The sequence below is a fragment of the Kitasatospora sp. NPDC058170 genome (assembly GCF_042883905.1).
Lineage (GTDB): Bacteria > Actinomycetota > Actinomycetes > Streptomycetales > Streptomycetaceae > Kitasatospora.
The window spans coordinates 64814-91207 of sequence record NZ_JBHVUV010000028.1 but is presented as its reverse complement, the minus strand read 5'-3'; the positions used below and the strand labels follow the sequence as shown (position 1 = coordinate 91207).

Here is a 26394-nt window from a genome sequence, read left to right as displayed (position 1 = left end):
TCCGGCTGCTGCCCGGTCCGACTGCCCCGACCGACCGACCGACCGGCCACCGACCGGCCACCGACCGGCCACCGACCGGACCGGCCGGCGGTCAGACGGGCAGCAGCCGGGTGATCAACTCGCCCAGCCGGCGGGCGTTGCGGCAGGAGTGCATCTCCACCACCTCCGCGTAGGCGGCCGCGGCCGAGTCGCCCGTGCGCCAGAGCGCGGGGGCCTCCGGATTGAGCCAGTACACCCGGCGGGCCCGGCCGGCGATCGCGCGCAGCGCGGGCAGGTTCGGGTCCCGGTGGTTGTTGCGCGCGTCGCCGAGGATCAGCAGGCTGGTGCGCGGGCCGAGCGCGTCGAGGTGCTGCTCGGCGAACTCGCCCAGCGCCGAGCCGTAGTCGCTGTTGCCGTGGTAGCCCATCACCTTGGCGCCGGTGAGGATGGACCGGGCCAGCCGGGCCGGGTCCGCGCCGTCCTTCGCGACCAGGTCGGTCACCTCGGCGGTGCGGTTGACGAAGGCGAACACCCGGACCTTGCTGAACTGGTCGCTCATCGCCCGGACCAGCAGCATGGTGAAGTCGGCGAAGCCCGCCACCGATCCGGAGACGTCGCACAGCAGCACGATCTCCGGCCGGGCGGGCCGCCGCCGCCGGTACGCGGGCCGCAGCGGCACCCCGCCGGTGGACAGCGAGCGGCGCAGTGTGCGGCGCAGGTCGATCTGGCCGCGGGCGGCCCGGCGGCGGCGCGCGGCCAGCCGGGTGGCCAGCTTGCGGGCCAGCGGTTGGACGGTGCGGCGCAGTTCGGCGAGCTGGTCGCGGCCGGCGGCCAGGAAGTCGATCCGGTCGGGGCTGGGGGCGATGGCCCGCTCGGCGATCCGCTCGGTGCCGCGCAGTTCGGCCACCCGGCGGCGGGCCTCGGTGCCGACCATCGTGCGGAAGACCTGGATCCGGCGGCGGATCTCGTCGGCGGCCAGGCGGTCGGTGAAGTCGGGTGTGCCGCCCTCGCGCAGCGCCGCCAGGACCCGGGCGAGCAGGGTCTCGGGCGCGAGGTGGCCGAGGGTCTGGTGGGCGGACCAGCCGTCCGAGGTCGGCGTGGAGCCGGAGCCGTACCGGCCGAAGGCGGCCACCGCCTCGCCGGCCAGCCGGGCGAGTGCGGCCCGGTCGTCGGTGGCGAGAGCGGTGGCGATCCGCTCGCGCAGGTCCTCGCGCAGCCCCTCCTGCCGGCCGTCACGGCGGCCGGAGCGCAGGTCTGGGGGCGCGGCGTCCTGGTCCGGTTCGTCCTGGTCCGGCGCGCCGGGCGTCCGGGCGGCCCGGGCGGACTCCGGGTCGCCGACACCGAGCGGGAAGAACAGGTCGAAGGTGGCGTCGAACACCGCGCGCTGCCCCTCGCCGCGTAGCAGCGCCGCGCCGAGCCCCGCGCGCACCTGCTCCCGGTCGGCCAGCCCGAGCGCGTCGAGCACCGCCGCCGCGTCGACGGTCTCGGCCGGTCCGATCCGCAGGCCGTGCCCGCGCAGCGCCCGGACGAACCCGGTCAGCCGTGCGGCGGTGCCGCCCGCTGCTGGTCCGGTGCCGCCGACTGCTCCGCCGGTGCTGTCCGTCGTTCCGCCGGTGCCGCCCGTCGTTCCTCCGGTGCGGGCCGGGCTCATGCCAGGGTGAGCTTCTGGGCGGCCTTCAGGACGTCGTCCTGGTGCTTGAGGATCACCCCGAGGCTGGCCCGCACCACCGCCTCGTCCAGGGTGTCGGCGCCGAGCGCGAGCAGGGTGCGGGCCCAGTCGATGGTCTCCGCCACCGACGGCGCCTTGCGCAGCTCCATCGCCCGCAGCGCGCCGACCACCCGGACGAGTGACTCGGCCAGCGTGTCGTCCAGGCCGGGCACCTTGAGTCGGACGATCCGCTGCTCCAACTCGGCGTCCGGGTAGTCCAGATGGAGGAAGAGGCAGCGCCGGCGCAGGGCCTCGGACAGCTCGCGGGTGGCGTTGGAGGTGAGCAGGACGAAGGGGCGGCGGCTCGCGGTGATGGTGCCCAGCTCCGGCACGGTGACCTGGAAGTCGCTGAGCACCTCCAGCAGCAGGGCCTCCATCTCGACGTCGGCCTTGTCGATCTCGTCGATCAGCAGCACGGTCGGCTCGTCGCCGCGGATCGCGGTCAGCAGCGGGCGGGTGAGCAGGAACTCCTCGCCGAAGATGTCGGTGCGGGCCTGGTCCCAGTCCTCGTCCCGGCCGGCGGTGATCCGCAGCAGCTGCTTGGCGTGGTTCCACTCGTAGAGCGCGCGGGCCTCGTCGATGCCCTCGTAGCACTGCAGCCGCACCAGCCGGGCGGCGCCGATCGCCGTCACCGCCTTGGCCAGTTCGGTCTTGCCGACGCCGGCCGGGCCCTCGACCAGCAGCGGTTTGCCCAGCCGGTCGGCCAGGAACACGGTGGTGGCCACCGCGGTGGACGCCAGGTACCCCGCCTCGGCCAGCTTCGCCGCCGCGTCCTCGACCGACTCGAAGAATCCCGTCCCGTCGCCCATCCGCCCTCAACTCCCCGTCGCCGTGTCCGTCCGCAGCACCCTACCGGCGAGTCACATCGCTGTCCCGGGGTGGCCGGGGGTGCGCGGGCCGGGGCGTCCGCGCGCGACAGGGCGCACGCCCGCCGGGGGTGCCGGGGGCGTGCGCTCGGGTCGGGACCGGGCGGTCCGGTCAGTTGACGTAGATGTGCGGGTTGCCCGCGACGGAGGTGTCCAGGACGGGCCCGTAGGTGGCGGTGAAGTACCCGGCGGCGAAACAGGTGCTCGGGCCGGAGAACTTGTTGAACGCCTGGGAGGCGAAGCCGATGGTCTGGGCGGTGTTGCTGGTGGTGCCGGAGATGCTCCCGGGTGCGCGGTAGACGCAGGTGATGGTGCCGAGGATGGTCTTGAGCACGACCGTGGTCTGCAGCGGTCCTGCGGTCGGGCTGAGCGTCACCGGGTTGCCCGCGCCGTCGCTGACGGCGTTGGTGAACGGCAGGTTGTTGACGGTGACGCTCTGCACGCCGGTCACGCCGAGGACGTTGGCGCTGCAGGAGCCGAAGGTGTGGCTGTTGAGCTGCTCGACGGCGACGCCCGGCGCGGCCGGGTTCGAGGTGACGGTGGCGGAGAAGGCGGAGACGGCGCACTTGATGCCGCTCGTCCCGCTCGCGCTGGAGTAGAAGGTGGCGTAGGTGCCCGGGACGAGGTCGGCGGTCAGGACGTCGCCGACGGCGGCGGCGGTCCCGCCGGGTCCGCCGTAGGTGAGGACGGCGGGGGCGGCGGCCTGGGCGGGGGTGACGGCGGCGGTGGCCAGGGCCAGCGCGGCCAGGGCCGCGGTGCCGAGGGTGCGGCGGATGCGCATGAGGGGGTGCCTCTCTCCGTGGGGAGCCGGGTGGGGGATCCCGTGCGACCGGCCCGCGGCATCGGCCGGCCGGGCGGGTGACGGGTGTGGGGCGAGGCGTACGCGACTCGGCGGGCCCGGCGCCACGGGCCCGCCCGTACGGCGGGGAAAAGGGGGGTGCGGGAGGTGCGTGCTGTGCGCGGGGTGCAGGGAGCGCGGGGGAGTGCGATGAGGTGCCGTGGGGTGCACGTCGACGGCTGCCACCGCCGGGCATGCGTTCGCCATACTGGACAGCCGGAACGCGTGGAGGTTTCCGGGAGGCCGATGCCACCGGATTGGAAACCTGCGAGTGTTGTAAACCAGCCCTTGCCTCAATGTCAATACAGAGCACAGGAGTTGGCGATGGATCCGAATGCCGTCCAGAGCGCCGAGGCGCTGCTGCTGCCCGGCGCGCGCACCGGCCGCGACCCGGCCCGATCGATCAAGCGCGGCCCGAGCCGGCTGCCCGCCGACGTGGTCGCCGCCACCCAACGGGAGCGCCTGCTCGACGGGTTGGTGCACACGGTCGCCGAACACGGCTACCAGCACGCCACGGTGAGCGACATCTGTCGGGCGGCGGGGGTGACCAGACCGGTCTTCTATGAGCTGTTCAACGGTAAGGAGGACGCCTTCCTGGCCGCCCACCGGCACGGCACCGGGGTGGTGATCCGCCGGATGGCGGCCGCCTTCGCCGCCGCGCCGGACTGGTGCACGGGCATCCGCGAAGCGCTGCGCTCGATGCTCGACCTGCTGGCCGTCGTCCCGGCGTTCGCCACCATGGCGGTGATCGAGATCGAGGCGGTCGGCCCGGCCGGGCGCCGCGAACGGGAGCAACTGCTCACCCGCTTCCGGGCGTTCTTCGCCGAGGTGCCCGGCCCGCCCGGCGGGGTGGCGGCGCAGGCGCTGGTGGACTCCGTGGTCGGCGGCGTCTACGCCACCCTGTACCGCTGTGTCGACGCCCGCCGGACGGCCGAACTGCCCGACCTTCTCCCGGTGTTGAGCCTGTTCTGCCTGGCGCCGTTCCTCGGCCCGGCGGAGGCCGCCCGGCGGCTGGCCCTGCCGGCCCCGGCGGTCCTGCCGGGTGCGGGTGATGATCCTTCGTGCACCCGTATTGACCGGTCGGATACCGGGCAGTAGCTTCCTGGATATCCACCTGTGGCCCGACCGGCCCGCCCCGCTGCCGAGGGGCGGCCGCACCGGTTCGGCCGCAGGACGCTGTCCGCGCCAGGACAACGTGCCAGTACGTGCAAGTCCCCACCACCCGAGGGAGCACACACATGGCCACGTCCGATGACGCAGCCCCCACGACCGAGAGCACCGCTTCACCTGCTTCACCCGCCTCGCCCGCAGAGGCCAGAGGGCGGGTCCGGCTGAGGCGCAGCGCGCTGATGGCCGTCCCGGCCCTCGCCGTCGGCGCCGTCCTGATGACCCTCACCGCGCAGGGCGTCCTGGCCGCCCAGTTCGCCATCTCCGGAATGCCGTTCACCGTCACCGCGGACAGCCTCGACGGTGTCGGTTTCGAGCAGTTCGGCAGCCTCGACCACATGATCGAGGGCAGCCCGAACGAGGGGGACACCGGCGGTCAGGTCCTTGTCCTCGTCTCGGCGATCAAGCAGGCCTCGCTGACCAAGCTCTGCCAGAGCGTCGACCTCGGCGGCATCAACCTGCTGATCAGGGCCGGTGACGCGGGCACCCCCGTGACCGCCACCGACCTCACCACCGACTCCGACCTGGTCGCCGGTGACGCCTCCTTCACCAACATCGAGATCGGCGGCGACGCCAGCACCTACACCAAGGCCGGCGTCCAGGGCCTGCCCGGTGTGTTCGGGCAGCAGGCCGATACCGTCGTCATCCGCAACCTGCGGCAGCACAACTACGCCACCACCGCGGCGGCGTTCAAACTGCCCAACCTGCGGCTGAGCTTCAGCAGCGAGGGCTGCTGACGGTGACCGATCCCGCACCCGACGCGGGGGCCGCCCCGGCACCCGCCACCGAACCGGCCGTCACTGCCTCGCCAGCCGCCGCACCGGCCACCGCCGAAGCGCCCGCGGCCAGGCCGACCGTCCTCGGCCGCTGGCGCGGCTGGCGCGGCCGACGGCCTTTCTGGGGCGGCCTGTTGGTGCTGCTCGGCGGTGTGGAGATCCTCTTCACCGTGCGGGCCCCGCTGCCCGTCGTCCTGCACATCGGGATGCAGGGGCTGGCCGGCTACCTGGTACCGGCCGTGATGGCGATCTGCGGGGTGCTGATCCTCTTCAACCCCGCCCAGCGGCTGTTCTACTCGATCCTCGCCGTGCTGGGATCGCTGGGCAGCTGGGTCACCTCCAACCTGGGCGGCTTCCTGGTCGGCATGCTCCTGGGCGTCCTCGGCAGCTGCCTCACCTTCGGGTGGCTGCCCGACCAGCCTCCGCGCCGCCGGTGGCTGCGCGGCCGCGCCGCCCGGAACAAGGCGGGCCCGGCCAGGGCGTGACCAGGCCGGGCCACGACGCGGCGCCCCGCCCCCCGGTGATGGGAGAGCACCGGGGTGCGGGGCGCCGTCCCTGTTGTCTTAGGTCGAACTCGCTGTGCGGGAGCCCTACTTCACTCACGTGGGGCAGAGCGCCTGCTGTCTCTCTGAGGCGTCCCGTCACATTTGGCCACAGTCCACCGCGATCTTCAGCCCAGCAGCTCGAGCCCCGCCATTCCGGCGGGGCCCTTCTCAGCAGGACCACCCAGGTGCCACCGGCGGGTTGCCCGGCGCACGGCCGGAGAGTTGTGCGAGCTGTCGCACCGCACCCTGCTCGACGACTGAGACGCAGACCTCGAAGGCGTCACGGGGTTGCTGCCAGGGGTCGGGCACATCGTGCTCGGCGAACAGTTGGAGCGTTGGCGGGGATGCGAGCCGCCGGAGCGCGTCATACACCGCCTGGTCCATGGCGATGACGGTGTCGGCCCACAGCACAAGCTCCGGGTCGACCTGTACGCCGCGGTGGGGTCTGAGGTCGTACCCTCGCTGCCGAGCCACTTCCACCATGACGGGATGGGCAGGCTCGCCGATGTGCCAGTCCCGTACGGCTGCGGCTCGGGTTTGGACAGTGTCCCCGCCATGGTGGGCAAGCACTGCAGCAGCCAAGGGGGCCCTGCAGTGTCCGCCCTTGCAGACCGTGAGTATCCGGTGCGGCTGCCAGCTCACGATGCCTTGACCCGCTCGACCTCAAACGCCAGGACTCCCAAGGCTTCCTTCTCGGGCGGAAAGATCGCGTGGATGGCGCGCAGCTGCTCGGCCTCGGTGGCGTGCGGATTGACGGCCTCGACCTTCTCGGTGCCGAACATCTCTTTGAAGGTCTGGTACTTGGCTACGCGAGTAACACGGGTAAGGCACTCCTCGCCTCGGCAGGTGAAGTTGAGCAGGTCCCCAGGGCGGATGCGCTTCATCGACTCGTAGGCGACTCGGATCTCGACGGTCTTGGACCCGTCGGCGATGAGGTCGAAGTACTGCTTGTAGATCTGCATGTTGCGAGGGCGGCCGTGGCCGCCGGTGGTCCGCGGATTCGGTCGGTGAGTGGTCATGAGCCGTTCCAGTTCGGTCGTGGTGTACGAGCGGAAGAAGTGCCGTGGATCCGACAGGAGGAGTTCCGCGGTGGCGTTGAGGGCCTGGAGGTAGTCCTCGGCGCTTCCCGGCCAGGCGGAGGGGTTGAGCAGCCAGCCAGAAGTAGTCTGGCCGGCCTGCTCCATCTCGGTGAGCAGGCTCTTGGAGAGCTTCCCGCCGTCGGGGGAGAGGATGAGCGGTGTGAAGACGCGAAGGGGTGCCACCGCAGGGGCACCGATGGCAGCGTGGGCACCGTCCACGAGCTGGCAGCCAAACGCCCAGTCGCCGCCCTTGATCATGACCTGGAGGACTCGGTCGTCCTGATAGCACCGTTCCTTGACCACGTTGCGGTACAGGGTGGAGAGATCGAGGTAGCCACCACCAAACGGGTCGATGTTCGCCTCGTGCGGCCCGTGGGTAAGGCAGGTCGAGGTGAACAGCGCGCCGCTGTCGTCCAGTTCCAGCAGGCGAGTGCGCTGCGCGTACTTCTCCGCCCAGCCGCACTGGGGGCAGGGTATGCGGATGTGTGCCGCGCCGTGGGCGGGGGAGAGCCACCAGCGGATGGCGTCGAGGTGGTCCAGGGTGCGGAGGAACTCGGCGCGATACTCGACGGTGTCCTGCTGGGCGGTGTAGGTGGTCACCTCGTAGGGAACGCCAGTGCGCTCGGCCATGGCGTCAAACAGAGGCGTGTAGTGCTCGGCGAGCAGTGCGTTGAGCCCGGGGGTGCTGAGCGTGTGCCAGTAGGTGCGCTGGTAGGTGTTGCCAGTCTGGGAGTCGGTCAAGGCTTCGCAGGGCGCGTTGTCCAGGGCAAAGAAAGTGACCTGGGCCTCGATGCCAAAGGCATCACGTGCCTCCTGCGCAGCCAGGAACGCCAGGCTCTGCACAAGGTGCGTACCGATGTGCGGGTGACCGTTGATCTGGGTGCCGACGACGAACTCGATGGCGTCCACGTCGCTGGCCAGGATGCGGGGCCGCAGGACGTCGATGGCCTCCTCAACTGCGTTCGCGAGCACGTTGTTTGGTGAGCGAAGTGCGGTGGTCCTCATCTGATCGTCCCCTCTGATCTTGGGCTGCGGTCGCTGTCCGCGCGGTGTCCGAGGTCGGCGTGCACCGTCTTGCCAAAGGCCTCGGCCGTTGCTCCCCAGTGACCACCCGTCATGGCGTTCACCAGGGCCAGACCGCGGTGGCGTTCATCGCAGGGACCCGCGCTGACCATGACCGATAGGACTCGGGAGCCATCCCGCACGGAGATGCGGACGGTGGTCGTGGTGATCCGCCGGACCTTGACCACCATGAAGGTCTGGCAGCCGGTCTTGACTGCGTTCCCGACGAGCTCGCTGACAATCAGCTCGGCGGCATCGATGAGCTCGTCCATGCCCCACTCCGGCAGTTTGCGACGTATCAGTCGCCTGGCTACTGCCGCTGACTCGGGCCGGTAGCGAAGGGCCACGGTCGTCGGACTGCGTGGCGGCGCCGGCGCCGGGGCGGTCACGAGGACACCTTGCGGGCAGCTCTGCGACGGCGTCCTTCCGCGAGTTGCGCGATCACCCGCGCCCGTCGCCGTGCGCGCTCGACGGTTGGTGCATGGATGGTGATCGGATTGAGGCTGATCACATGGAAGCGCTCGTCTGTCGGGATGTGCTGTGGCATTCCGCCCCCTTCCGCCCGAGTACCGTGTGGTGGCGCGGCTTAGACGGTAGGAGAGCCGCAAGCGGGGGCTCCACGAGCTTGCAGATACTTGCGGGACCTTCACTCCAAGGAGTTGATCGCCTCAGTGATCAGGAGACGTGCCTTCGCTCCGTAGACTGCTTGGTGTGCGAGCAGCGCAAAGGTCTGCTCGTACATTCGGATTTCGTACGGTTGCGTGATCGTGAGGTGTGCTGAGACCAGCTCGACGCTGGCCTGCACGTCATCGAAGATGAAGAACCCCTCGACCGGACGAAGTGCGGTGCGGTCGGCGTCCTGGGGGATGATCCCAAGGCTGACGGAGGGGAGTGCGCCGGCCCAGAGAAGATGGCCGAGCTGGCCGACCATCGTCCCGACATCGCCCAGGCGATAGCGCAGCACACTCTCCTCAAGGAGCACCGCAAAGCGGTGATTGCCCTCCTGCAGTACTCGCTGCTTCTCAAGACGCACCACAACGGCATCCGCGACGTCGTCGGGCAGGTTGCGCCTGGCACGAGCGGACTCAAGCAGCGCACGGATGTAGTCCGCGGTTTGCAGAGGGCCAGGGATCAACCAGGGGGAGTAGATGCGAAAGCGTTCGGTGCGCTCCCAGAGCGGTAGCACCGACTCCTGGACACGCCTGAGCCCAGAGCGCTCCAGCCGGCGCCACTCGACGTACATGCCTTCGATGCCCCGAGCAACGGCAATGAGGTCTTCGGCCTGCTCGGGTACACCACAGTGAACAGCCCACGCTCGAAGATCGGCATCAGTTGGAGTTGCGGTCCCGTGTTCGATGCGAGAGCACTTCGATTCGTGCCAGCCCGCCAAGCCGGCCAGCGCCCGTCCGGTCAGTCCAGTGTCTTTCCGGAGCTCACGAAGGCGCTGGCCAAGGGACTGCTTGGCCCTCTCAACGCTGGACGAAGGAGAGGTCGGTGACACGGGCGTGGATCAGTTCACCTTGTACTGGGCATGCGGCGTGGCGCGCTCCCAGACGGCTTCAAACGCCTGGGAGCAAAGCGCTACAACCGCAGAGTTCTCGATGATCTCCCGATCGACGACGTTACCGTCTCCTGAGAAGTGGATCACCAGGAGCCGGCGGTTGTCCAAGAGCCAGAAATCGTTCCCCGGCAGCGCCAGGTCGGTTGCCTGCCGGCGGGGGAGCCAGCGGACCTGCTCGCCGGCCGCGACGTTGGTGAAGGTGACGTCGTACTCAAAGCGAATGTAGTCGCTCACTGGCTCGGAGATGATCCGGGCCCGGCGAACAGTGACGCCCCGCTCGACCGTCTGAGCTATCACGTCCAGCCAAGGCCGCCACCAGGACGGGCGATCTTGTGGATCGTCCCGGTGGCCAGCCTGCCAGGCAATGAACATCGGGTCGTCGCGCATGTAGCCGTCACGCATCTCCAAGTGGAGCGCCGACTCCTGGCACTCCTCAAGAAGCTCCTTGAGCGTGGGCGTCTGGCCCACCGTTCACCTCCGGGAAGAACTGCATCATGCGCCTGGGGAACTCGACCACGTCCTCGTGGTCGGGCAGGTTGAGCTGCGACCGACGATCCTGGTCCGGGACCTTCCACCCCTGGATGAGGTAGTTGTCCGTCTCGTCGTCGTAGTACACGGTGGGCGAGTCACCGTCCGGGCTGTTGGGGTCCTTGCCAAGCATGTGCAGCGCCATGGTGGGCCCTCCTGCATGGGGTGGACGATCAGTGTGTTCGATCTTGCAGGACGCAGGGATCCGGCACCATGAGTTTGCGCGAACTTGCAGCAGGGGGCAGGGGGAGAAGCCGGTCGGCAGGCTCGAAGGCATGAGGCTTTGGCCTGGCCCTGGCGCGGGTTGGGAGCGGTGAGGCCGTACACGAGTATGGGTGGAAAGATGATGGGTTCACTCTTGTCGGCTGGTGACCTTCCAAGGCGATCAGCGTGAGTGCCATTGGTGCGCGAAGGCGAACAGCCCCTCCCTGGGATGGGAAGGGCTGCTGTCTTGCCGATCAAGAGGAGAGCACCGGGGTGCGGGGCGTCGTGCGGGGAGCGTGGCGGGGCGTCGTGCGGGGCGTCAGATCGTCGAGGCGTCGATCACGAAGCGGTAGCGCACGTCGCTCGCTAGTACCCGCTCGTAGGCCTCGTTGATCCGGTCGGCGCTGATCAGCTCGATCTCGGCGCCGATCCCGTGCGCGGCGCAGAAGTCCAGCATCTCCTGGGTCTCCGGCAGTCCGCCGATCATCGAACCGGCCAGTGACTTGCGGCCGGTGAGTAGCGCGTGCGCGTTCACCGAGACCGGCTTCTCCGGGGCGCCGACCTGGACCAGCGTCCCGTCGGTCTTCAGCAGGCCGAGGTAGGCGCTCAGGTCGAGATCGGCGGAGACGGTGTTGACGATCAGGTCGAAGGTGCCGGCCAGCTCGGTGAAGGTGGCCGGGTCCGAGGTGGCGCGGTAGTGGTGCCCGCCCAGCCGCAGGCCGTCCTCCCGCTTGCGCAGGGACTGGCTGAGCACGGTGACCTCGGCACCCTTGGCGCGGGCGATCTTCACGCCCATGTGGCCGAGCCCGCCGAGGCCGACGATCGCGACCTTCTTGCCCGGGCCGGCCCCCCAGTGGGTGAGCGGCGAGTACAGCGTGATCCCGGCGCAGAGCAGCGGCGCCGCGACGTCAAGTTCCAGCTCGTCCGGGATGCGCAGCGCGTACCCCTCGTCCACCACCAGCTGCGCGGAGTAGCCGCCGTAGGTGGGCTCGCCGTCCCGGCCGACGCCGTTGTAGGTGAACACCGCGCCCGGGGTGCCGGTGCAGTAGTTCTGCAGCCCGGCCCGGCAGTTGTCGCACTCGCGGCAGGAGTCGACGAAGCAGCCGACCCCGACCCGGTCGCCCACCGCCCAGCGGGTCACGCCCGGGCCGGTCTCGGCGACCACGCCGGCGATCTCGTGGCCCGGCACCATCGGGAAGATGCCGTCGCCCCAGTCCTCGCCGACCTGGTGGATGTCCGAGTGGCAGATGCCCGCGTACCGGACGTCGATCAGGATGTCGTGCTCGCCCAGCGCCCGGCGGGTGATGACGGTCTTCTCCAGCGGGGCCTTCGGCGCGGGGGCCGCGTACGCGGCGACGGTCCGCGCGCCGGTCGTGCTCGTCGTGCCGGCGGCGGCCGTGGCGCCCGCAGCGGCCGTGGTGCTCGTGGTGCTCGTCGCGACTGTCGTGGTGGTCGTGTTCGTCATGTGCTCAAGGCTGCGCCCGGCGGCGCGGGCCAACCAGACCCGGGATCAACGTACGCAGCGCGCCCGTACGTCCGCCGTGCGTACCACTGGCGGTATCACCTTCGCCCGGACGGGCGCCCGCATACTGCTGACATGGACCAGCGCACCGAACTCAGCGAGTTCCTCCGTTCCCGTCGTGCCCGGCTGCGGCCCGAGGACGTGGGCCTTCCGGACCACGGCAGCCGCCGCCGGGTCCCCGGGCTCCGCCGTGAGGAGCTCGCCATGCTGGCCGGAGTCAGCACGGCGTACTACACCCGCCTCGAACAGGGCCACGGCGAGAGCGTCTCGGCCGCCGTGCTGGACGCGATCTCCCGGGTCCTGCGGCTCACCCCCGCCGAGCGCGAGCACCTCGACCGGATCACCAAGCCCGCCCGGCGGCGGCCCGCCCGTGCCGCCGCCCGCCCGCAGCGGGTGCGGCCCGCCCTCCAGCAGCTGCTCGACGCGATGGAGGGCGTGCCCGCCTACGTGCTCGGGCGGCGGCTGGACATCATCGGCTGGAACCGGCTCGGCAACGCACTGGTCGGCGACTTCTCCGCGATGCCCGCCGAGCAGCGCAACATGGCCTGGCACGTCTTCCTCGACCCGGCGGCGCACGGGCTGTACGCCGACTGGGAGGGCAAGGCCACCGACGTGGTCGGCATCCTGCGGCTGGACGCCGGACGCGACCCGGACGACCCTCGGCTGGCCTCGCTGATCGGCGAACTCTCCCTGAAGAGCGAGGACTTCAGGCGACTCTGGGCCGCGCACGACATCCGGGACAAGGGGCACGGCACCAAGGAGCTGCACCACCCGGTGGTCGGCCGGCTGACCCTGCAGTACGAGACGCTGCGCCCGGCGGGCGACCTCGACCAGGTGCTGGTCACCTACCACGCGGAGCCGGGTTCGACCTCCGCCGAGTCGCTGCGCCTGCTGGCGAGCTGGGCCGCGACCGGCGAGCCGGGCGGCCGGGGCCGGACCGCCGGAGCCCCGGACGACTCCCCGCAGAGTCGCCCTGCCGTACCGGGGTCGTCCGCTCCAGGCCTGTCCGTACCGGGGTCGTCCGCTCCAGGTACCTCCACGCCTGGGTCGGCACGATAGGGGTCGACAACCGGCGAGTAGGGGTGCGACCCCTGTGTCCGCGACCGGTTCCGCGGCTTCGGGCGGCGGAAAGGATAGGTTGGACGGGAGCCAATACATGGTTGGACGTCGGCCAATGCATCCGATTGCCCAGCGTCCAATGGGGGTTCGGCCGGTACCGCCAGGCATAGGGGGCTGCATTCATTGCGTCCCTCCGGCGCCCCCGGCTAGGCTCCGGACTAGCCCGGTGAGAGGGCGAACAGCACGGGTTCCGGTCGCAGGGGCCCGCTGCTACGGGGTGAGATGCGATATCCGTCGTGCCAGTTTCCGGGGGCCACAGTGAGTTTCTTGATGTTCTCTTAGCATTTCCCCCGGTATTCCGGGGCGGGGGCGCGCCGGGCTCTTTCCGGCGTGCCGACAATTCCTTGCAGGGTGCTTCAAAGCAGGCACCCCCCGATGCCGTCAGAACCCGTCGATCTGTCGACCCGGCGGATTCCCGGCGTGCCCGGAAGCGGCCGGAAGCGGCGGGAACGGCTGCGGTAGGCGCGGCGGTAAGGCCCGTGTACCGGTCCGCCCGCCGCCCTGGGCGGGCGTTCCCGTTCACCACCCCGGATCCGCGGCCCCGGTGACGCCTCCCCAGGCGATCCGTTCCGCGTCGACCGGCGATATACCGGCTGAATTTCCGACGACCGCCACCACCGGACGCGGCCCCGTGCCCGTCCGGCCGGCGCCGACCCGATTTCACCGTGTCACACCACAGCTCGAGGGGGCCATCGATGACGAGGTCAGCAGCTTTTCCGTTAACGGCTTACCAGCGGGACATCTGGGCCGCCGATGCGCAGGCCGACAACCTGCCCCAGTTCAATGTGATCGCCCATGAACGGCTCGTCGGAAATCCGGACGTCGAAGCCCTGCGGGCCGCCCTGCTGCGCACGGTCGGACGCAACGACGCGCTCGGGCTGAGGATCGACGAGGTCGACGGAGCCCCCGTCCAGTGGACGGAGTCCGACCCGCCGGAGATCGAGCTGGTCGACCTCACCGCCGCCCCCGACCCCGCCGCCGCCTGCCGTGCCTGGATCGATGCCACGCTGCACCGGCCGATGCCCCTGCTGCGCAGCCCGCTGTTCGAGGCCACCCTGCTCAGGGAGACCGCCGACACCGTGCACATCGTCGCGAAGGCGCACCACATCGCGTCCGACGGCTTCGGCGTGAGCACCGTCCTGACCCAGGCCCGCGCGGACTACGACCGGGCGGCGGGCGCGGACGTCCCCGAGATCCCGGCACCCTCCTACCGGCGGTTCCAGGAGGAGGACGAGCGGTACCGGCAATCGGCCGAGTACGACCAGGACCGCGCCTTCTTCCGGCAGTACCTCGGCGGCGTCTCGCCCGCGCTCTTCACCCGGCGGGCCGCGCCCGGCGCCCGGCGGAGCGCCCGGCACTCCTTCCTCGTCGAGAGCGCCGACCTCGCGCGGATCCGGGCTGGCGGGAACTCCGTCTTCTCCTACGTCGCCGCGGCCTTCGGCGAGTACCTCAACCGGATCCACCGGGGCGACGAGGTCGTCCTCGGCGTGCCGTTCCTCAACCGGCGCACGGCCGACGAACAGCAGACGGTGGGCCAGTTCGCCAACACCCTGCCGCTGCGGGTCGCCGCCCAGGGCGACCGGCCGCTGCACGAGATCGCCGCCGGGATCACCGGGACGACCAGGAGGCTGAGGCCGCACGAGCGACTCGCCCTGGGCGACGTGCTGCGGGACGCGGGCCCGGGCGACGGCGGGCCCCGACGGCTCTTCGACGTCACGATCTCCTTTCTGAGCCTGCCGGGGGTGGAGAGCACCGGGGGCCTGTCCCGCGAGCGGACGGGGTACGCGCCCGCCCACGAACAGGACGCGCTGGCGGTCCTCGTCGTCCACTTCCGAGGCTCCGACCAGGTGCGGGTGGACCTGAACCACGCCTGCGACGTCTTCGACGAGGACTTCCCGATCGAGGCGGTGGCCGGGCACATCCGGTCGCTGATCAGGAACGGTCTCGACCGGCCGGACCTCCCGGCCCGCGAGCTCGCGCTGCTCACCGCCGCGGAGCGCGCGGCCGTGCTCCAGGGCGGTCTGGGCCCGGAGGTGGCGTACGCCTCCGACGCGACGCTGTCCGGCCTCTTCGAGGAGCAGGCCCGGCGTACCCCCGAGCGGACCGCGGTCATCGGGAGCGGCGCGGACGGGGAGCTGACCTACGCCGAGCTGGACGCCCGGGCCAACCAGGTCGCGAGGGCGCTGCGCGCGGCCGGGGTCGGCCCCGACGACCGGGTGGCCGTCCTGCTGGAGCGCAGCCCGCAGCTGCTCTGCGCACTCCTGGGCGTGCTGAAGTCCGGCGGTGCGTACGTCCCGGTGGACCCGGGGTACCCGCAGGAGCGCATCGCCTTCCTGCTCGCCGACAGCCGCGCGAAGGCCGTCCTGGTCGACCGCTCCTCGGTCGGCGCCCCGCCCGTCCCCGAGGGGACGCGGGTGCTCGGCATCGACGAGCTGCTGCACGGCCCGGACACGGCGCCGGAGCCGCTCGCCGGGGCCGGCGACCTCGCCTACGTCATCTACACCTCCGGCTCGACCGGCAAGCCCAAGGGCGCCATGGTCGAGCACCGCTCCGTGGTGAACCGGCTGGCGTGGATGCAGCGCCGCTACCCGATCGGCGCCTCCGACGTCATCCTGCAGAAGACGCCGACCTCCTTCGACGTCTCCGTCTGGGAGCTGTTCTGGTGGGCCGTCGAGGGCGCGACCGTGGCGCTGCTGCCCGCGGACGGCCACAAGGACCCCCGGGAGATCCTGCGCAGCATCACCGACCGGCGGGTCACCGTGCTGCACTTCGTCCCCTCGATGCTGGGCCCCTTCCTCGACCTGCTGGAGGAGTCGCCCGAACTGCGCGGCGGCACCGAAGGCCTGCGGTTCGTCTTCTGCAGCGGCGAGGCCCTGCCGCCGGCCCGGGTGGACCAGTTCAACCGGGTCTTCGCCGGCCCGGCCGCCGCGCCGAGGCTGGTGAACCTCTACGGCCCCACCGAGGCCACCGTCGACGTGTCCTGGTTCGACTGCCCCGCCGACCCCGCCCGGCCGGTGGCGCGGGTGCCGATCGGGCGCCCCATCGACAACCTCCGGCTGTACGTCCTCGACCCGCAGGGCGAGCCCCAACCCGCAGGCTTCCCCGGTGAGTTGTGCATCGGCGGGGTCGGGGTGGCCCGCGGCTACCTGGACCGGCCGGACCTCACCCGCGCGAGCTTCGGCGACGACCCCTTCACACCCGGCGGCCGGCTCTACCACACCGGCGACCTGGCCCGCTGGCTCGCCGACGGCACCCTGGAGTACCTGGGCCGGATCGACGACCAGGTGAAGATCCGCGGCAACCGGATCGAGCCGGGGGAGGTGCAGAGCCGCCTGTCGGCGGTACCGGGCGTGCGCGCCGCGGCGGTGGTCGACCGGACGTCGGAGACCCGCGGGACGCACCTCGTCGGGTACTACGTGGCGGACGAGGCCATCGACCCGGTGGACCTCCGCACGCACCTGTCCAGGACGCTGCCGGAGTTCGCCGTCCCGGCGCACTTCGTCCGGATCGACCGGCTGCCGCTGACACCCAACGGCAAGCTGGACCGCCGGGCGCTTCCCGCCCCGCCGCCCGAGAGCGGCCGGGCGCCGGCCGCGGCCCCGCGCGACGGCGTCGAGGCGGTGCTGGCGGCGGTGTGGGCGCAGGTCCTCCAGGTGGAGTCGGTCGGCGTGCACGAGAGCTTCTACGCCCTGGGCGGGGACTCGCTGCTGATGCTGCGGGTCCGGGCCGTGGCCGAGCGGCTCGGGGTGCACTTCTCGCTCAACGACCTGGCGCAGAACCCGACGGTGGCGGCGCTGGCCGCCCGCTCCCGCGCCCACCCGGCCGGCGGCGCCGAGAAGGCCGTCGCCCCCTGGGAGCTGCTCGCCGACGCCGACCGCGCCGTCCTGTGCGGCACCGCCGGCATCGAGGACGCCTTCCCGCTGACCCGGCTGCAACTGGGCCTGATCTACCACAGCCTGCGGCACGACCGCTCGGCGACGTACCACGACGTGTTCCGGTACACGCTGGCGATGGCGTGGGACGAGGACGCCTTCCGCGGGGCGTTCGACGCGCTGGTCGCACGGCATCCCGCGCTGCGCTCCTCGATGGACCTCGGGGGCTGCTCGGAGCCGGTCCAGATCGTGCACTCCGCCGCGTACGGCGGCCTGGAGATCGTGGACCAGCGGGCGGTTCCGGCCGCCGAGGGCGAGGCCGAGCTCCTCCGGCACGTCGAGGAACGGCGCTACCACCGCTACGACTTCAAGCAGGCGCCGCTCTACCTGCTGCGGGTGTACGTGCGGGCGTCGGGTGTCGAGGCGGTGCTGAGCTTCCACCACGCGCTCCTCGACGGCGGCAGCGTCGCCAACCTGGTCCGCGAACTGCTGCAGGACTACCTGCACGCCCTCGGAGCCGGCATCGACGCGGTGGCCGACGGGGCCGTCCCCTCGCCCGCCAACCACGTCCGCGACGAGCGGCGGGCACTGGACTCGCAGACCGCCGGCGCGTACTGGCGGGGGGTGCTGGAGGGGGCCGAAACCCTGCGCCTGGAGAACGTCAGGCCCGCCGAACCGCCCACCGCGACCGCCCCGGCCGCCCACCGGCTCGACCTGCCCCGCGAACTGGGCGGCCGGATCAGGGCGTTCACCCAGGAGCACGCCCTGCCGGTGAAGTCCGTCCTGCTCGCGGCCCACTGCCTGACCCTGCGGCTGCTCTCCGGACAGGACGAGGTCAGCACCGGCCTGGTCACCCACGGCCGGGCCGAACAGGACGGCGCGGAACGCACCTTGGGCCTGTTCCTGAACACCGTCCCGGTGCGGATCGGGTACGCGCCGCGGACCTGGCTGCAGGAGGCCCGGGAGGCCTTCCGCACGGAGCAGGACGGCTACGCCCACCGGCACTACCCGCTCAGCGCCATCCAGAAGGACCGCGGCGGCGACGCCCCGGTCGAGACCGCCTTCAACTTCATCCACTTCCACGTCATGGCACCCGTCCTCCAACTCCCGGGAGTGGAGCTGAAGTCGGTGCAGACCTGGGAGGAGACCAACTTCCGGCTGATGGTCAACGCGATGGTCGACCCGGTCGACCACGGCATCCAGCTCCGGATCGACGCCGACAGCCGGACCACCAGCCCCACCCAGACCGACCTCTACGCGCAGGCCTACGTCCGGATCCTCGGGCGCCTCGTCGACCACCCCCACGAGGAGGCCGACTTCGGCTTCCTCAGCCCCGAGTACCGGCACCCCGAGTACCGGCACCCCGAGTACCGGCACCCCGAGTACCGGCACCCCGAGTCGACGGCCGCTGAGCAACCTGTCGAGCAGCCCGACGTGGTGACCCGCTTCGACCGGCAGGTCGACGCCACCCCCGAGGCCGTGGCCGTCGCGCACGGCCCCAGGCGCTGGACGTACCGCGAGCTCGGCCGGGCCGCCGACCAGGTGGCACACCGCCTGATCACCGAAGGCGCCCGACCGGGCGCCCGGATCGCCGTCGCGATGGACCGCTCGCCCGAGACCGTCGCCGTGATCCTCGGCGTCGCCAAGGCGGGAGGCGCCTGCGTCCCGCTGGACACCGGCTACCCGCGCGAACGCCTGACGGCGATGCTGGAGACGGCCCGCCCGTTCCGGGTGATCGCCGGCGCCCGGCACGCCGACCTGGTCGAGGACCGGTCCGTCCTGCTGCCCGCCGAGTCGCTCTGCGCGTTCGAGGACGCCCCGCCGCGCCCCGGGGTGCGGATCGCGCCCGGGAGCACCGCGTACATCCTCTTCACCTCCGGCTCCACCGGCCGCCCGAAGGCGGTCACGATGCCGCACCGCGCGCTGGCCAACCTGATCTCCTGGCAGCTCGGGGTGCCCAGCGGCGCGGTCACCGGCCCGACCCTGCAGTTCGCGCCCCTCGGCTTCGACGTCGCCTTCCAGGAGATCTTCTCCACCCTCTGCACCGGCGCCACCCTGCAGCTCGTCGGCGAGGCGGAGCGGCCCGACTCCGCGGCACTGCTGCGCCTGCTCGACGAGCAGGGCGTGGAACGCGTCTTCCTCCCCTACGTGGCACTCCAGCAGCTCGCCGAGACGGCGGCGGCGCTCGGGCTCGTCCCGCGCCGCCTGCGCGTGCTGATCTCCGCCGGCGAACAGCTCAGGGTCACCGAGGAGATCCGCCGCCTGTGCGCCGCACTGCCGGGGGCCCTCCTGGAGAACCAGTACGGCCCCACCGAGACGCACGTCGTCACGCGTTTCACCATGACGGGGGAGCCGGACGCCTTCCCCGCGCTCCCGCCCATCGGCACCGCGATCGACGGCGCCGAGGTGCTCGTCCTGGACTCCCGGATGCGCCAGGTGCCGCCGGGCGTCACCGGGGAGATCCACCTCGGCGGGAGCTGCCTCGCCGACGGGTACGAGGGCCAGGCCGAGCTGACCGACGAGCGCTTCGTCCCGCACCCCTACCGGCCGACTCCGGAGCGGCTCTACCGCACGGGCGACCTCGGCTACCGGCTGCCGGGCGGCGAGGTGGTCTGCCTCGGCCGCGCGGACTCGCAGGTGAAGGTCCGGGGGTTCCGCGTCGAACCCGCAGAGGTCGAACTCGCGATAGCCGCGGCCCCCACCGCCCACCGGGCCCTGCGCGAGGTGGCGGTGGTGGCCCGCCGCCGCGGGCCCGAGTCCTTCCTCGCCGCCTACCTGGTCGGCGAGCCGGCCGAGGCGGACCTGGAGGCGATGAAGCGGCACCTGCGGACCGTCCTGCCCGACTACATGCTCCCCGCGCACTTCGAGTGGCTGCCGGGCCTGCCGCTCACCCCCAGCGGCAAGCGGGACGACGCGGCCCTGCGGCGGTTGCCGCTCGTCCAGACGGCGGCCGCCGCCTTCACCCCGCCCGCCGACGCGTACGAGCAGGGCCTGGTGGAGATCGCCGCCGAGCTCCTGCAGCAGCCGGTCCTCGGGGTGCACGACAACCTCTTCGACCTGGGGGCCAGCTCGCTCACCGCGATGCGGCTCGTCGTGCGGATCGAACAGCGCTTCGGCCGGGCCGTCCCGCTGTCCGCCCTGATCGCCGCACCGACCGTCGCCGACCTGGCGCAGCGCCTGCGCTCCGCCGACACGGCGCCGGCGGCCTTCGACCCGCTCGTGGCGCTGCGCAGCAGCGGTTCGCGCCCGCCGCTCTTCCTCGCCCACCCCACCGGCGGCAACGTGGTCTGCTACGTCCCGCTGGCCAGGCACCTGTCGCCGGAGCAGCCGCTGTACGGACTGCAGGCCGCCGGCGGCGAGGCCGGCAGCGAACCGCTGAGGACCGTCCCCGCGCTCGCCCGCAGCTACGTCGAGGCGCTGCGCCGGGTGCAGCCGCACGGCCCCTACTCCCTCGGCGGCTGGTCGTTCGGCGGGATCGTGGCCTTCGAGATGGCCTGTCAGCTCAAGCGGTCCGGCGAGGAGGTCTCGCACCTCATCATGATCGACTCGATCGCGCTGGGCCCCGACGGAGGCCGACTGGTCGGCGGCAAGTCCCTGCTCACCTGGTTCTTCTGGGAGATGCTCTGGCTCGGCGGCGGCAGCGACGTCCCGGCCGAGGACTTCCGGGAGTTCGACACCGAGGAGGAGACCTTCGCGCACATCGCCCAACTCGCGATCCGCACCGGCCTCCTCAAGCCGGGCGACTCGGACGCCGCGCTGCGCCGGCTCTTCGACGTCTTCCAGGCCAACTGGGAGGCCCTGGTCGGCAACCGCCCGGACACCATCGACCAGGACATCACCGTGATCCGCGCCGAGGGCTCACTGCCCGAGCTGCTGAAGCCGGTGCACGACATCGCCGGCAGCCAGTACCGCGACCCGACGAACGGCTGGCAGCGCCTCACCACCGGCCGCATCGAGACGGTCTCCGTTCCCGGCGACCACATCCAGGTCGTCGAGGAGCCGTACGTCCAGGACATCGCCGCGGCCATCACCGCGGTGCTGCGCACCGACCGGGCCGATCGGCCCACCGATTCCGGGGAGAACTGACATGACTGGAAAGCGTCCGCTGAAGGCCCTCGTCATCGGGGCCGGGATCGGCGGTCTGACCGCCGCCGTGGCGCTGCGCCGGGCGGGACTGGACGTCGAGGTGTACGAGCGGGCCGGCGAGCTCCTCCCCGCGGGCTTCGGCATCTCGGTCGGGAGCAACGCGATGGTGGCGCTGCGCACCCTGGGGATCGACCTCGGACTCGACAGCCTGGGACAGGGCGTCGAGCACATCGAGATCATGCACCCCGACGGCCGAAGGCTCTTCGCGCTGCCGCACAAGAAGATCGACCAGGTGCTCAACAACGTCTCCAGCGTGTGCCTGTACCGCGGCGACCTCCAGGCCGCACTCCTCGACGCGGCGGGAGACTGCCCGATCACGCTCGGAGCCGTCGCCACCCGCTACGAGCGGGACGGCGACGGGGTCCGGGTGCACTTCGAGGACGGCCGCGAGGCCCGCGGCGACGTGCTCGTCGGTGCCGACGGGATCCACTCGGTGGTGCGGCGCCAGCTGACCGGTGCCACCGAGGGCGAGCCGCGCTACAGCGGCTTCATCGCCTGGATGGCCGTCACCCCGTACTCCCACCCGCGGATGGTCACGGGGTACAGCGGCCACTACTGGGGCGCCGGCAAGCGCTTCGGCATCCACGACATCGGCCACGGGCGCACCTACTGGTGGGCGACCCAGAACATGCCGGCCGAGACCGCCCGCACCTGGGTCGGCGGCAAGGGCGGCAAGGAGGAGCTCGCCCGCTCCTACGCGGGCTGGGCCGACGAGGTCGGCAAGGCGATCCGGGTCACGCCCGAGCAGGACATCATGGCCGTGGCCGTGCAGGACCGCCCCTTCCTGCAGCAGTGGGGCGACGGTCCGGTCACCCTGCTCGGCGACGCCGCCCACCCGATGCTGCCCAGCCTCGCCCAGGGCGGCAGCTCGGCGATGGAGGACGCGGTGGTCCTGGCCCAGAGCCTGGCCTCGGCGGACGATCCGTCACGGGCCCTGCGCCGCTACGAGGACGCCCGGCGGGAACGCACCAAGTGGCTGGTCGACACCTCGCGCCAGATGGCCGGGATGGAGCAGCTGGAGGGCGCCCTCCCCAGGCTGCTCCGCAACGCCTACCTGCGGGTGGCGCCGAGCTCGCTGCTCGCGCTCACGATGAAGAAGGCGCTGGCCTACCCCGGCGTCCCGGCCGGCACGGCCCCCGCCGCACACCTCGTCCAGCGCTGAGACCGGCCTGGCGAACGCACGACAGTCGTGACAGCCGAGATATCCGAGATATCCGAGACAACCGCGAGAAGTAGAGGGAGAACCCCATGACCGACAGCGCCACCGACTCCAAGAACGTCGTCCTGCGGTACCTGCGCGCACTCCGCGAGCGCGACATCCCCACCGTGCTGGAGGTCCTCGCCGAGGACGTCGAGTACTGGATAGCCGGGGACCTCCCGATCTCGGGCACCTGGACCGGCCGGGACAAGGTCCTGACCGGCTTCTTCACCGAGATGACGGCCCTGCTGGACCCGGAGGCGGAGTACACCATCGACGTCCGCAACGTGATCGCCGAGGCGGGCCACGTGGTGATCGAGTGCGTGTCGAGCTCCGTCACCAGGCAGGGCACGCCGTTCGACAACCCCATCGTCGCGGTCTTCACCCTCGGCGGCGGCCGGATCACGGGCATGCGCGAGTACTTCGACACGCAGAACTTCGCGCGGGCGATCGGCGCGGAGCCCGCCGCCCGGGAGAACGCGGCCTGAGCCGCGGGTGGCGTCCGGACCCGGCCGCCCGGGTCCGGACGCCACCCGTCCGCCGCCCACCCGTCCGTCGCCACCCCGTCCGGAGCCGCCGGACGGGGTGACGGCGGACGGGTGACGGCGCCCGCTCAACGGCTCAGCGGAAGCAGTAGGAGTCCGAGGAGGCGTCGCCGCCCGCCAGGTGGGTCTGATGCACCCGCAGACCGCGGAAGTCCTCCCCGTGCGGGAAGAACCGCGGGTCCACCGCGAGCCCGCCCTCCTCGGTGTCGGCGTCCAGCTTGATGATCCACGGCTCGATGCCGTCCGGGTAGAACTGGTCGTCCCAGGCGCCGTACAGCGAGTTGGTGAGGTAGAGCCGCCGCCCGTCCCGGCTGATCTCGACCATCTGCGGCGCGCCGCTCAGCGGGCGGCCCGGCTCGGCCGGGTGCGGCGTCTTCGCCGCGACCCCGCCCAGGCGCACCGAGCCGGCCAGCCGCGGGTGGAACGGGTCCTGCACGTCGTACTGGAACAGCTCACCGGTGCCCCAGGCGGAGACGTACAGCCAGCGGTCGTCCACCGACAGGTTGATGTCGGTCACCAGCGGCGGCACCGCGCCGAACGGCTGCAGCGCGGGCGGCAGGTCCTCGGCCTTGGCCGGTTCGGCCGGTATCTCGATCACCTTGCGCGCGGTGAACGCCGGACCCTCCCGGTACCAGAGCCAGACCGAGGAGGAGAGGTCCTCGACGTTCGCCACCACGCCGACGAACCCCCACTCCGCCTGCGGATCGTGCGCCGGGCGCAGCTCCAGCACCATCTGGTACTGGTCCCCGAGGTCGATCCGCTGCAGGTGCCGGCCCGAGTCCAGCTCCCAGAAGTGCAGCGCGTGACCGTACTTGCGGCCCAGCAGCAGCTCCGGCACCACCCCGTCCTCGACCATCCAGGGCGTCCCCCACTCGCTGGTGACGCCCACGTTGCTCCCCAGGTGCCACCACACGTCGTAGGCGAAGTGCTGCGGCCCGCGCTCCGTCTCCCAGGCCCGCAGCACGTCGAAGGTGGTGTGGTCGAGCAGCGCCACCCCGCCGGGCCCGTCCCCGTCCGCCGCGCCGAGGCAGGACAGGAAGACCCCGTCCGGCCCGCAGTGCAGCGTGTGCGGGCGCGAGTACCCCGCCCGGGCCGCCAGCTCCTCGGCCGCGACCGTCTTCACCAGCCGCGGGCGCACCGGATCCGGCCTGGTGTCCATCACGTGCAGCCGCGACGAGCGCAGCCCCGGCAGCAGCAGGTAGCGCCGCTCCGGGTTCTCGTGGCAGGCGTGCGCGAGCGCGCTGGAGCAGGCGTTCCAGCCGAAGTGGTGGAGTTCGTCGCCGAGCGTCGGCAGCTCGGCGAAGTTCAGCACCCGCCCGTAGTCGGGGGATTGCGGATCGACGTCGACGGTGAGCAGCGCGTCCGGCCGCTGCGCCGACCGGTCGAACCCGGCGACGTAGGCCAGCTTCTCCGGCGGCGCCGCGATCGCCTCGGAGGGGGAGCGGTAGAGCGACGGATCGGTGTGCCGCGGGTGGTGGTCCGTGGTCATGTGATTCCTCAACTCGCCTTTTACGTCAGGGGAGTGGCAGTGGTTCCGGTAGCGTTCCACAGGATCACGGGCGCACAGCAGGCGCACCGGGAGCGGGCGGGGGGTCGCACGCCCGCCCCGCCGGAGGGCCGCGAACGCATGGCGGGCATCACACCCCGCCCGCCCCGCCGAAGCCCGGGCGGCGGCCGCCCAGCCAGTACAGTCGGCCCGTGGAGTTCCGAACCGACATCCTGGGCGCCCCCTACGAGGCCGCCGAGCTGACGCTCGCCCCCGACGAGGAGGGCGCCGTCAGCGCCACCCTCGTCCGCCGACTCGTCCCCGGCAGCACCCGCGCCGTCCTGTACGTGCACGGCTACGTGGACTACTTCTTCCAGACGCACCTGGCGGACCACTTCGCCGGGCTCGGCTACTCCTTCTACGCCCTCGACCTGCGCAAGTACGGCCGCTCGCTGCGCCCGCACCAGTCGCCGAACTTCGTCCGCGACCTCGCCGCCTACGACGAGGAGCTGGACGAGGCCGTCCGGATCATCCGCGAGGTCGACGGGCACACCCAACTGCTGGTCAACGGCCACTCCACCGGCGGTCTGGTCACCGCCCTGTGGACCGCCCGCCGGGCCGGACGCGGCGTGGTCGACGGGCTGTTCCTCAACAGCCCGTTCCTCTCGCTGCCGGCCGCGGCCCCGGTGCGGGCCATCGGCGCGCCCGCCGTGGAGGCCATCGGCCGCCTCGCCGCCACCCGCAAGCTGCCCTCCACGCTCAACCCGCACTACGTGCACAGCCTGCACCGCGACCACCGCGGCAGCTGGGACTTCGACCTGAGGCTCAAGCCGGCCGAGGGCTTCCCGCTGTACGCCGGCTGGCTGGCCGCCATCCAGCGCGGGCAGCGCCAGGTCCGCCGCGGCCTCGGCATCGACTGCCCGGTGCTGCTGATGGCCTCCACCTCCTCCATCGCCACCACCAAGTGGCAGGCCGCCCTGCACCACGCCGACGCGGTGCTGCGCGCCGACGACATCGCCGCGCTCGCGCCGCGCCTGGGCGGGCACGTCACCACCGTCCGGATCGAGGGCGGGATGCACGACCTCGTGCTGTCCGGGGAGTCGGCGCGCGCCCAGCTGTTCGAGGAGCTCGACCGGTGGCTCGGCGCCTACCTGCCGGTGACCGCGTGACCTCCTCGGCGTCCGGTGCCTCCGGGGCTTCCGGTGCCTCCGGGGTCGGGAACGGCGGGGGCCCGGGAGAGCCCGTAGAGCCGGAGCCGGTGCCGGTCGGGCGGCGGACCGACCTCGGGTGGGCGAAGCTGATGCCCGACATCGACCGCGACGGCGGCTGGCTGCTCACCCTGGACGACACCCCGCAGTCCTACGTCGACCTCGCCGACCCGACCCACCTCGAATTCGAGTACACCCAGCGGATCGGCCACCTGGCCGACGCCCTCGCCCCGGCCGGGCGGCCGCTCGACGCCCTGCACCTCGGTGGCGGCGCGCTCACCGTCCCGCGCTACCTGGCCGCCACCCGGCCGGGCTCGCGGCAGCACGTGGTCGAGGTCGACGGGCCGCTGCTCGCGCTGATCGAGGAGCACCTGCCCTGGCGGGTGCCGGGCGCGGACATCACCACCGAGGTCGCCGACGCCCGCGCCGCCCTCGCCGCGGTGCCCGCCGGATCGCTCGACCTGGTCGTCGCCGACGTCTTCCACGGCTCGCGCACCCCCGCCCACCTGACCTCCACCGAGTTCCTCACGCTCGCAGCCGCCGCCCTGCGGCCCGGCGGCTGCTACGCGGCCAACCTCGCCGACGGCCCGCCGCTGGCCTTCGCCCGCGCCCAGGCGGCGACGCTGCGCGCGGTCTTCCCCGAGACGTGCCTGATCGCCGAAGCCCCGGTGCTGCGCGGCCGCCGCTACGGCAACATCCTGCTGGTGGGCTCCGCCCGCCCGCTCCCGGTGGCGGACCTGAGCCGCCGGCTGGCCGCCGACATCTTCCCGGCCCGGCTGACCGAGGGCCCGGACCTGGCCGCCCTGGTCGGCCGCACCCCTCCGGTCACGGACGCCTCGGCCACCGACTCCCCGCCCCCGCCGGACGGCGCCTTCAGCATCGGCTGAGGCCCGAGGTCCGAGGTCCGAGGCCCGAGGCCCGAGGCCTGAGCCGGTGGCCTGCGGCCCTCCGGTCTCCGGAGGGCACCCGACCGAAGGCCCCCCGG

General features: G+C 72.1%; 21 protein-coding genes and 1 pseudogene. 9 read left to right on the top strand and 13 right to left on the bottom strand.

The annotated features are described in order from the left end of the window. Nucleotides 1-91: 91 nt before the first annotated feature. The 3 genes from ACFVVX_RS28780 to ACFVVX_RS28770 form a co-directional block, all read right to left on the bottom strand. Nucleotides 92-1630: a VWA domain-containing protein gene (locus ACFVVX_RS28780; RefSeq protein WP_387949718.1), complete on the bottom strand. Its 1539-nt coding sequence runs from the start codon at nt 1628-1630 to the stop codon at nt 92-94. Further along, a complete protein-coding gene (locus ACFVVX_RS28775) occupies nt 1627-2496 on the bottom strand; it encodes an AAA family ATPase (protein ID WP_387949716.1) in 870 nt (289 codons plus the stop codon). Before ACFVVX_RS28775 ends, ACFVVX_RS28780 begins: the two co-directional genes overlap by 4 nt. A 169-nt stretch (nt 2497-2665) precedes the next feature. Continuing rightward, complete coding sequence (locus ACFVVX_RS28770) at nt 2666-3334, bottom strand: Tat pathway signal sequence domain protein (protein ID WP_387949714.1); 669 nt, start codon at nt 3332-3334, stop codon at nt 2666-2668. Between the two features lie 381 nt (nt 3335-3715). Between ACFVVX_RS28770 and ACFVVX_RS28765 the strand changes: the two genes are divergently transcribed. The 3 genes from ACFVVX_RS28765 to ACFVVX_RS28755 all read left to right on the top strand — a co-directional run bounded on the left by ACFVVX_RS28765 (nt 3716) and on the right by ACFVVX_RS28755 (nt 5819). Then, on the top strand, nt 3716-4489 hold the full coding sequence (locus ACFVVX_RS28765) for a TetR/AcrR family transcriptional regulator (RefSeq protein ID WP_387949712.1): 774 nt from the start codon (nt 3716-3718) through the stop codon (nt 4487-4489). Between the two features lie 140 nt (nt 4490-4629). Continuing rightward, nucleotides 4630-5295 carry a DUF6230 family protein gene (locus tag ACFVVX_RS28760; protein WP_387949711.1) on the top strand — a complete coding sequence of 222 codons (666 nt, stop codon included), beginning with the start codon at nt 4630-4632 and terminating at the stop codon, nt 5293-5295. Nucleotides 5296-5297: 2 nt separating this feature from the next. Beyond that, complete coding sequence (locus tag ACFVVX_RS28755; protein WP_387949710.1) at nt 5298-5819, top strand: DUF6114 domain-containing protein; 522 nt, start codon at nt 5298-5300, stop codon at nt 5817-5819. Nucleotides 5820-6047: 228 nt separating this feature from the next. Here ACFVVX_RS28755 and ACFVVX_RS28750 read toward each other — a convergent pair whose 3' ends face one another. The 9 genes and pseudogenes from ACFVVX_RS28750 to ACFVVX_RS28710 form a co-directional block, all read right to left on the bottom strand. Beyond that, nucleotides 6048-6521 carry a low molecular weight phosphotyrosine protein phosphatase gene (locus ACFVVX_RS28750; protein ID WP_387949708.1) on the bottom strand — a complete coding sequence of 158 codons (474 nt, stop codon included), beginning with the start codon at nt 6519-6521 and terminating at the stop codon, nt 6048-6050. After that, the gene (locus tag ACFVVX_RS28745; protein WP_387949706.1) at nt 6518-7963 is read right to left on the bottom strand and encodes an ASCH domain-containing protein; all 1446 of its coding nucleotides are present in this window, start codon (nt 7961-7963) and stop codon (nt 6518-6520) included. Before ACFVVX_RS28745 ends, ACFVVX_RS28750 begins: the two co-directional genes overlap by 4 nt. Next, entirely contained in the window at nt 7960-8292 is a 333-nt protein-coding gene (locus ACFVVX_RS28740; RefSeq protein ID WP_387949704.1) for an ATP-binding protein, read from the bottom strand. Before ACFVVX_RS28740 ends, ACFVVX_RS28745 begins: the two co-directional genes overlap by 4 nt. Before the next feature lie 113 nt (nt 8293-8405). After that, nucleotides 8406-8567, bottom strand: coding sequence for a hypothetical protein (locus ACFVVX_RS28735; RefSeq protein ID WP_387949703.1), 162 nt, complete (start codon nt 8565-8567; stop codon nt 8406-8408). A gap of 99 nt (nt 8568-8666) precedes the next feature. Next, on the bottom strand, nt 8667-9263 hold the full coding sequence (locus ACFVVX_RS28730) for a DUF5753 domain-containing protein (RefSeq protein ID WP_387949763.1): 597 nt from the start codon (nt 9261-9263) through the stop codon (nt 8667-8669). A 51-nt stretch (nt 9264-9314) separates the two neighbouring features. Continuing rightward, nucleotides 9315-9521: pseudogene (locus tag ACFVVX_RS28725) on the bottom strand (helix-turn-helix domain-containing protein); the annotation flags it as partial. Between the two features lie 9 nt (nt 9522-9530). Continuing rightward, complete coding sequence (locus ACFVVX_RS28720; RefSeq protein WP_387949701.1) at nt 9531-10049, bottom strand: DUF6879 family protein; 519 nt, start codon at nt 10047-10049, stop codon at nt 9531-9533. Further along, nucleotides 10015-10254: a hypothetical protein gene (locus ACFVVX_RS28715; RefSeq protein ID WP_387949699.1), complete on the bottom strand. Its 240-nt coding sequence runs from the start codon at nt 10252-10254 to the stop codon at nt 10015-10017. The genes ACFVVX_RS28720 and ACFVVX_RS28715 overlap by 35 nt, the downstream gene beginning before the upstream one ends. 378 nt (nt 10255-10632) lie before the next feature. After that, entirely contained in the window at nt 10633-11778 is a 1146-nt protein-coding gene (locus ACFVVX_RS28710; RefSeq protein WP_387949698.1) for an NAD(P)-dependent alcohol dehydrogenase, read from the bottom strand. 132 nt (nt 11779-11910) lie between these two features. Between ACFVVX_RS28710 and ACFVVX_RS28705 the strand changes: the two genes are divergently transcribed. The 4 genes from ACFVVX_RS28705 to ACFVVX_RS28690 all read left to right on the top strand — a co-directional run bounded on the left by ACFVVX_RS28705 (nt 11911) and on the right by ACFVVX_RS28690 (nt 22658). Beyond that, nucleotides 11911-12894: a helix-turn-helix domain-containing protein gene (locus tag ACFVVX_RS28705; protein WP_387949696.1), complete on the top strand. Its 984-nt coding sequence runs from the start codon at nt 11911-11913 to the stop codon at nt 12892-12894. A 755-nt stretch (nt 12895-13649) separates the two neighbouring features. Continuing rightward, nucleotides 13650-20912 (top strand): amino acid adenylation domain-containing protein, encoded by a 7263-nt coding sequence (locus ACFVVX_RS28700; protein WP_387949694.1) that lies wholly within the window; start codon nt 13650-13652, stop codon nt 20910-20912. Nucleotide 20913: 1 nt separating this feature from the next. Next, nucleotides 20914-22134 (top strand): FAD-dependent monooxygenase, encoded by a 1221-nt coding sequence (locus ACFVVX_RS28695; protein WP_387949693.1) that lies wholly within the window; start codon nt 20914-20916, stop codon nt 22132-22134. An 86-nt stretch (nt 22135-22220) separates the two neighbouring features. Next, nucleotides 22221-22658, top strand: a complete 438-nt coding sequence (locus ACFVVX_RS28690) for a nuclear transport factor 2 family protein (protein ID WP_387949691.1) — start codon at nt 22221-22223, stop codon at nt 22656-22658. Nucleotides 22659-22791: 133 nt separating this feature from the next. On the opposite strand, the gene ACFVVX_RS28685 is transcribed toward ACFVVX_RS28690, so the two are convergent. Then, nucleotides 22792-24204, bottom strand: coding sequence for a selenium-binding protein SBP56-related protein (locus tag ACFVVX_RS28685; protein WP_387949689.1), 1413 nt, complete (start codon nt 24202-24204; stop codon nt 22792-22794). Nucleotides 24205-24413: 209 nt separating this feature from the next. On the opposite strand from ACFVVX_RS28685, the gene ACFVVX_RS28680 reads away from it, so the two are divergent. Together ACFVVX_RS28680 and ACFVVX_RS28675 are read left to right on the top strand one after the other, a co-directional pair. Next, on the top strand, nt 24414-25370 hold the full coding sequence (locus ACFVVX_RS28680; protein ID WP_387949687.1) for an alpha/beta hydrolase: 957 nt from the start codon (nt 24414-24416) through the stop codon (nt 25368-25370). A 131-nt stretch (nt 25371-25501) separates the two neighbouring features. After that, nucleotides 25502-26296: a spermidine synthase gene (locus tag ACFVVX_RS28675; RefSeq protein WP_387949685.1), complete on the top strand. Its 795-nt coding sequence runs from the start codon at nt 25502-25504 to the stop codon at nt 26294-26296. Nucleotides 26297-26394 lie beyond the last annotated feature (98 nt).

Bases quoted from the DNA above. Each gene is read 5' to 3' on its own strand.
- ACFVVX_RS28780 (WP_387949718.1), bottom strand. From the start codon at position 1,630: ATGAGCCCGGCCCGCACCGGAGGAACGACGGGCGGCACCGGCGGAACG.
- ACFVVX_RS28775 (WP_387949716.1), bottom strand. From the start codon at position 2,496: ATGGGCGACGGGACGGGATTCTTCGAGTCGGTCGAGGACGCGGCGGCG.
- ACFVVX_RS28770 (WP_387949714.1), bottom strand. From the start codon at position 3,334: ATGCGCATCCGCCGCACCCTCGGCACCGCGGCCCTGGCCGCGCTGGCC.
- ACFVVX_RS28765 (WP_387949712.1), top strand. From the start codon at position 3,716: ATGGATCCGAATGCCGTCCAGAGCGCCGAGGCGCTGCTGCTGCCCGGC.
- ACFVVX_RS28760 (WP_387949711.1), top strand. From the start codon at position 4,630: ATGGCCACGTCCGATGACGCAGCCCCCACGACCGAGAGCACCGCTTCA.
- ACFVVX_RS28745 (WP_387949706.1), bottom strand. From the start codon at position 7,963: ATGAGGACCACCGCACTTCGCTCACCAAACAACGTGCTCGCGAACGCA.
- ACFVVX_RS28740 (WP_387949704.1), bottom strand. From the start codon at position 8,292: ATGGACGAGCTCATCGATGCCGCCGAGCTGATTGTCAGCGAGCTCGTC.
- ACFVVX_RS28735 (WP_387949703.1), bottom strand. From the start codon at position 8,567: ATGCCACAGCACATCCCGACAGACGAGCGCTTCCATGTGATCAGCCTC.
- ACFVVX_RS28730 (WP_387949763.1), bottom strand. From the start codon at position 9,263: ATGTACGTCGAGTGGCGCCGGCTGGAGCGCTCTGGGCTCAGGCGTGTC.
- ACFVVX_RS28715 (WP_387949699.1), bottom strand. From the start codon at position 10,254: ATGGCGCTGCACATGCTTGGCAAGGACCCCAACAGCCCGGACGGTGAC.
- ACFVVX_RS28710 (WP_387949698.1), bottom strand. From the start codon at position 11,778: ATGACGAACACGACCACCACGACAGTCGCGACGAGCACCACGAGCACC.
- ACFVVX_RS28705 (WP_387949696.1), top strand. From the start codon at position 11,911: ATGGACCAGCGCACCGAACTCAGCGAGTTCCTCCGTTCCCGTCGTGCC.
- ACFVVX_RS28700 (WP_387949694.1), top strand. From the start codon at position 13,650: ATGACGAGGTCAGCAGCTTTTCCGTTAACGGCTTACCAGCGGGACATC.
- ACFVVX_RS28695 (WP_387949693.1), top strand. From the start codon at position 20,914: ATGACTGGAAAGCGTCCGCTGAAGGCCCTCGTCATCGGGGCCGGGATC.
- ACFVVX_RS28690 (WP_387949691.1), top strand. From the start codon at position 22,221: ATGACCGACAGCGCCACCGACTCCAAGAACGTCGTCCTGCGGTACCTG.
- ACFVVX_RS28685 (WP_387949689.1), bottom strand. From the start codon at position 24,204: ATGACCACGGACCACCACCCGCGGCACACCGATCCGTCGCTCTACCGC.
- ACFVVX_RS28675 (WP_387949685.1), top strand. From the start codon at position 25,502: ATGCCCGACATCGACCGCGACGGCGGCTGGCTGCTCACCCTGGACGAC.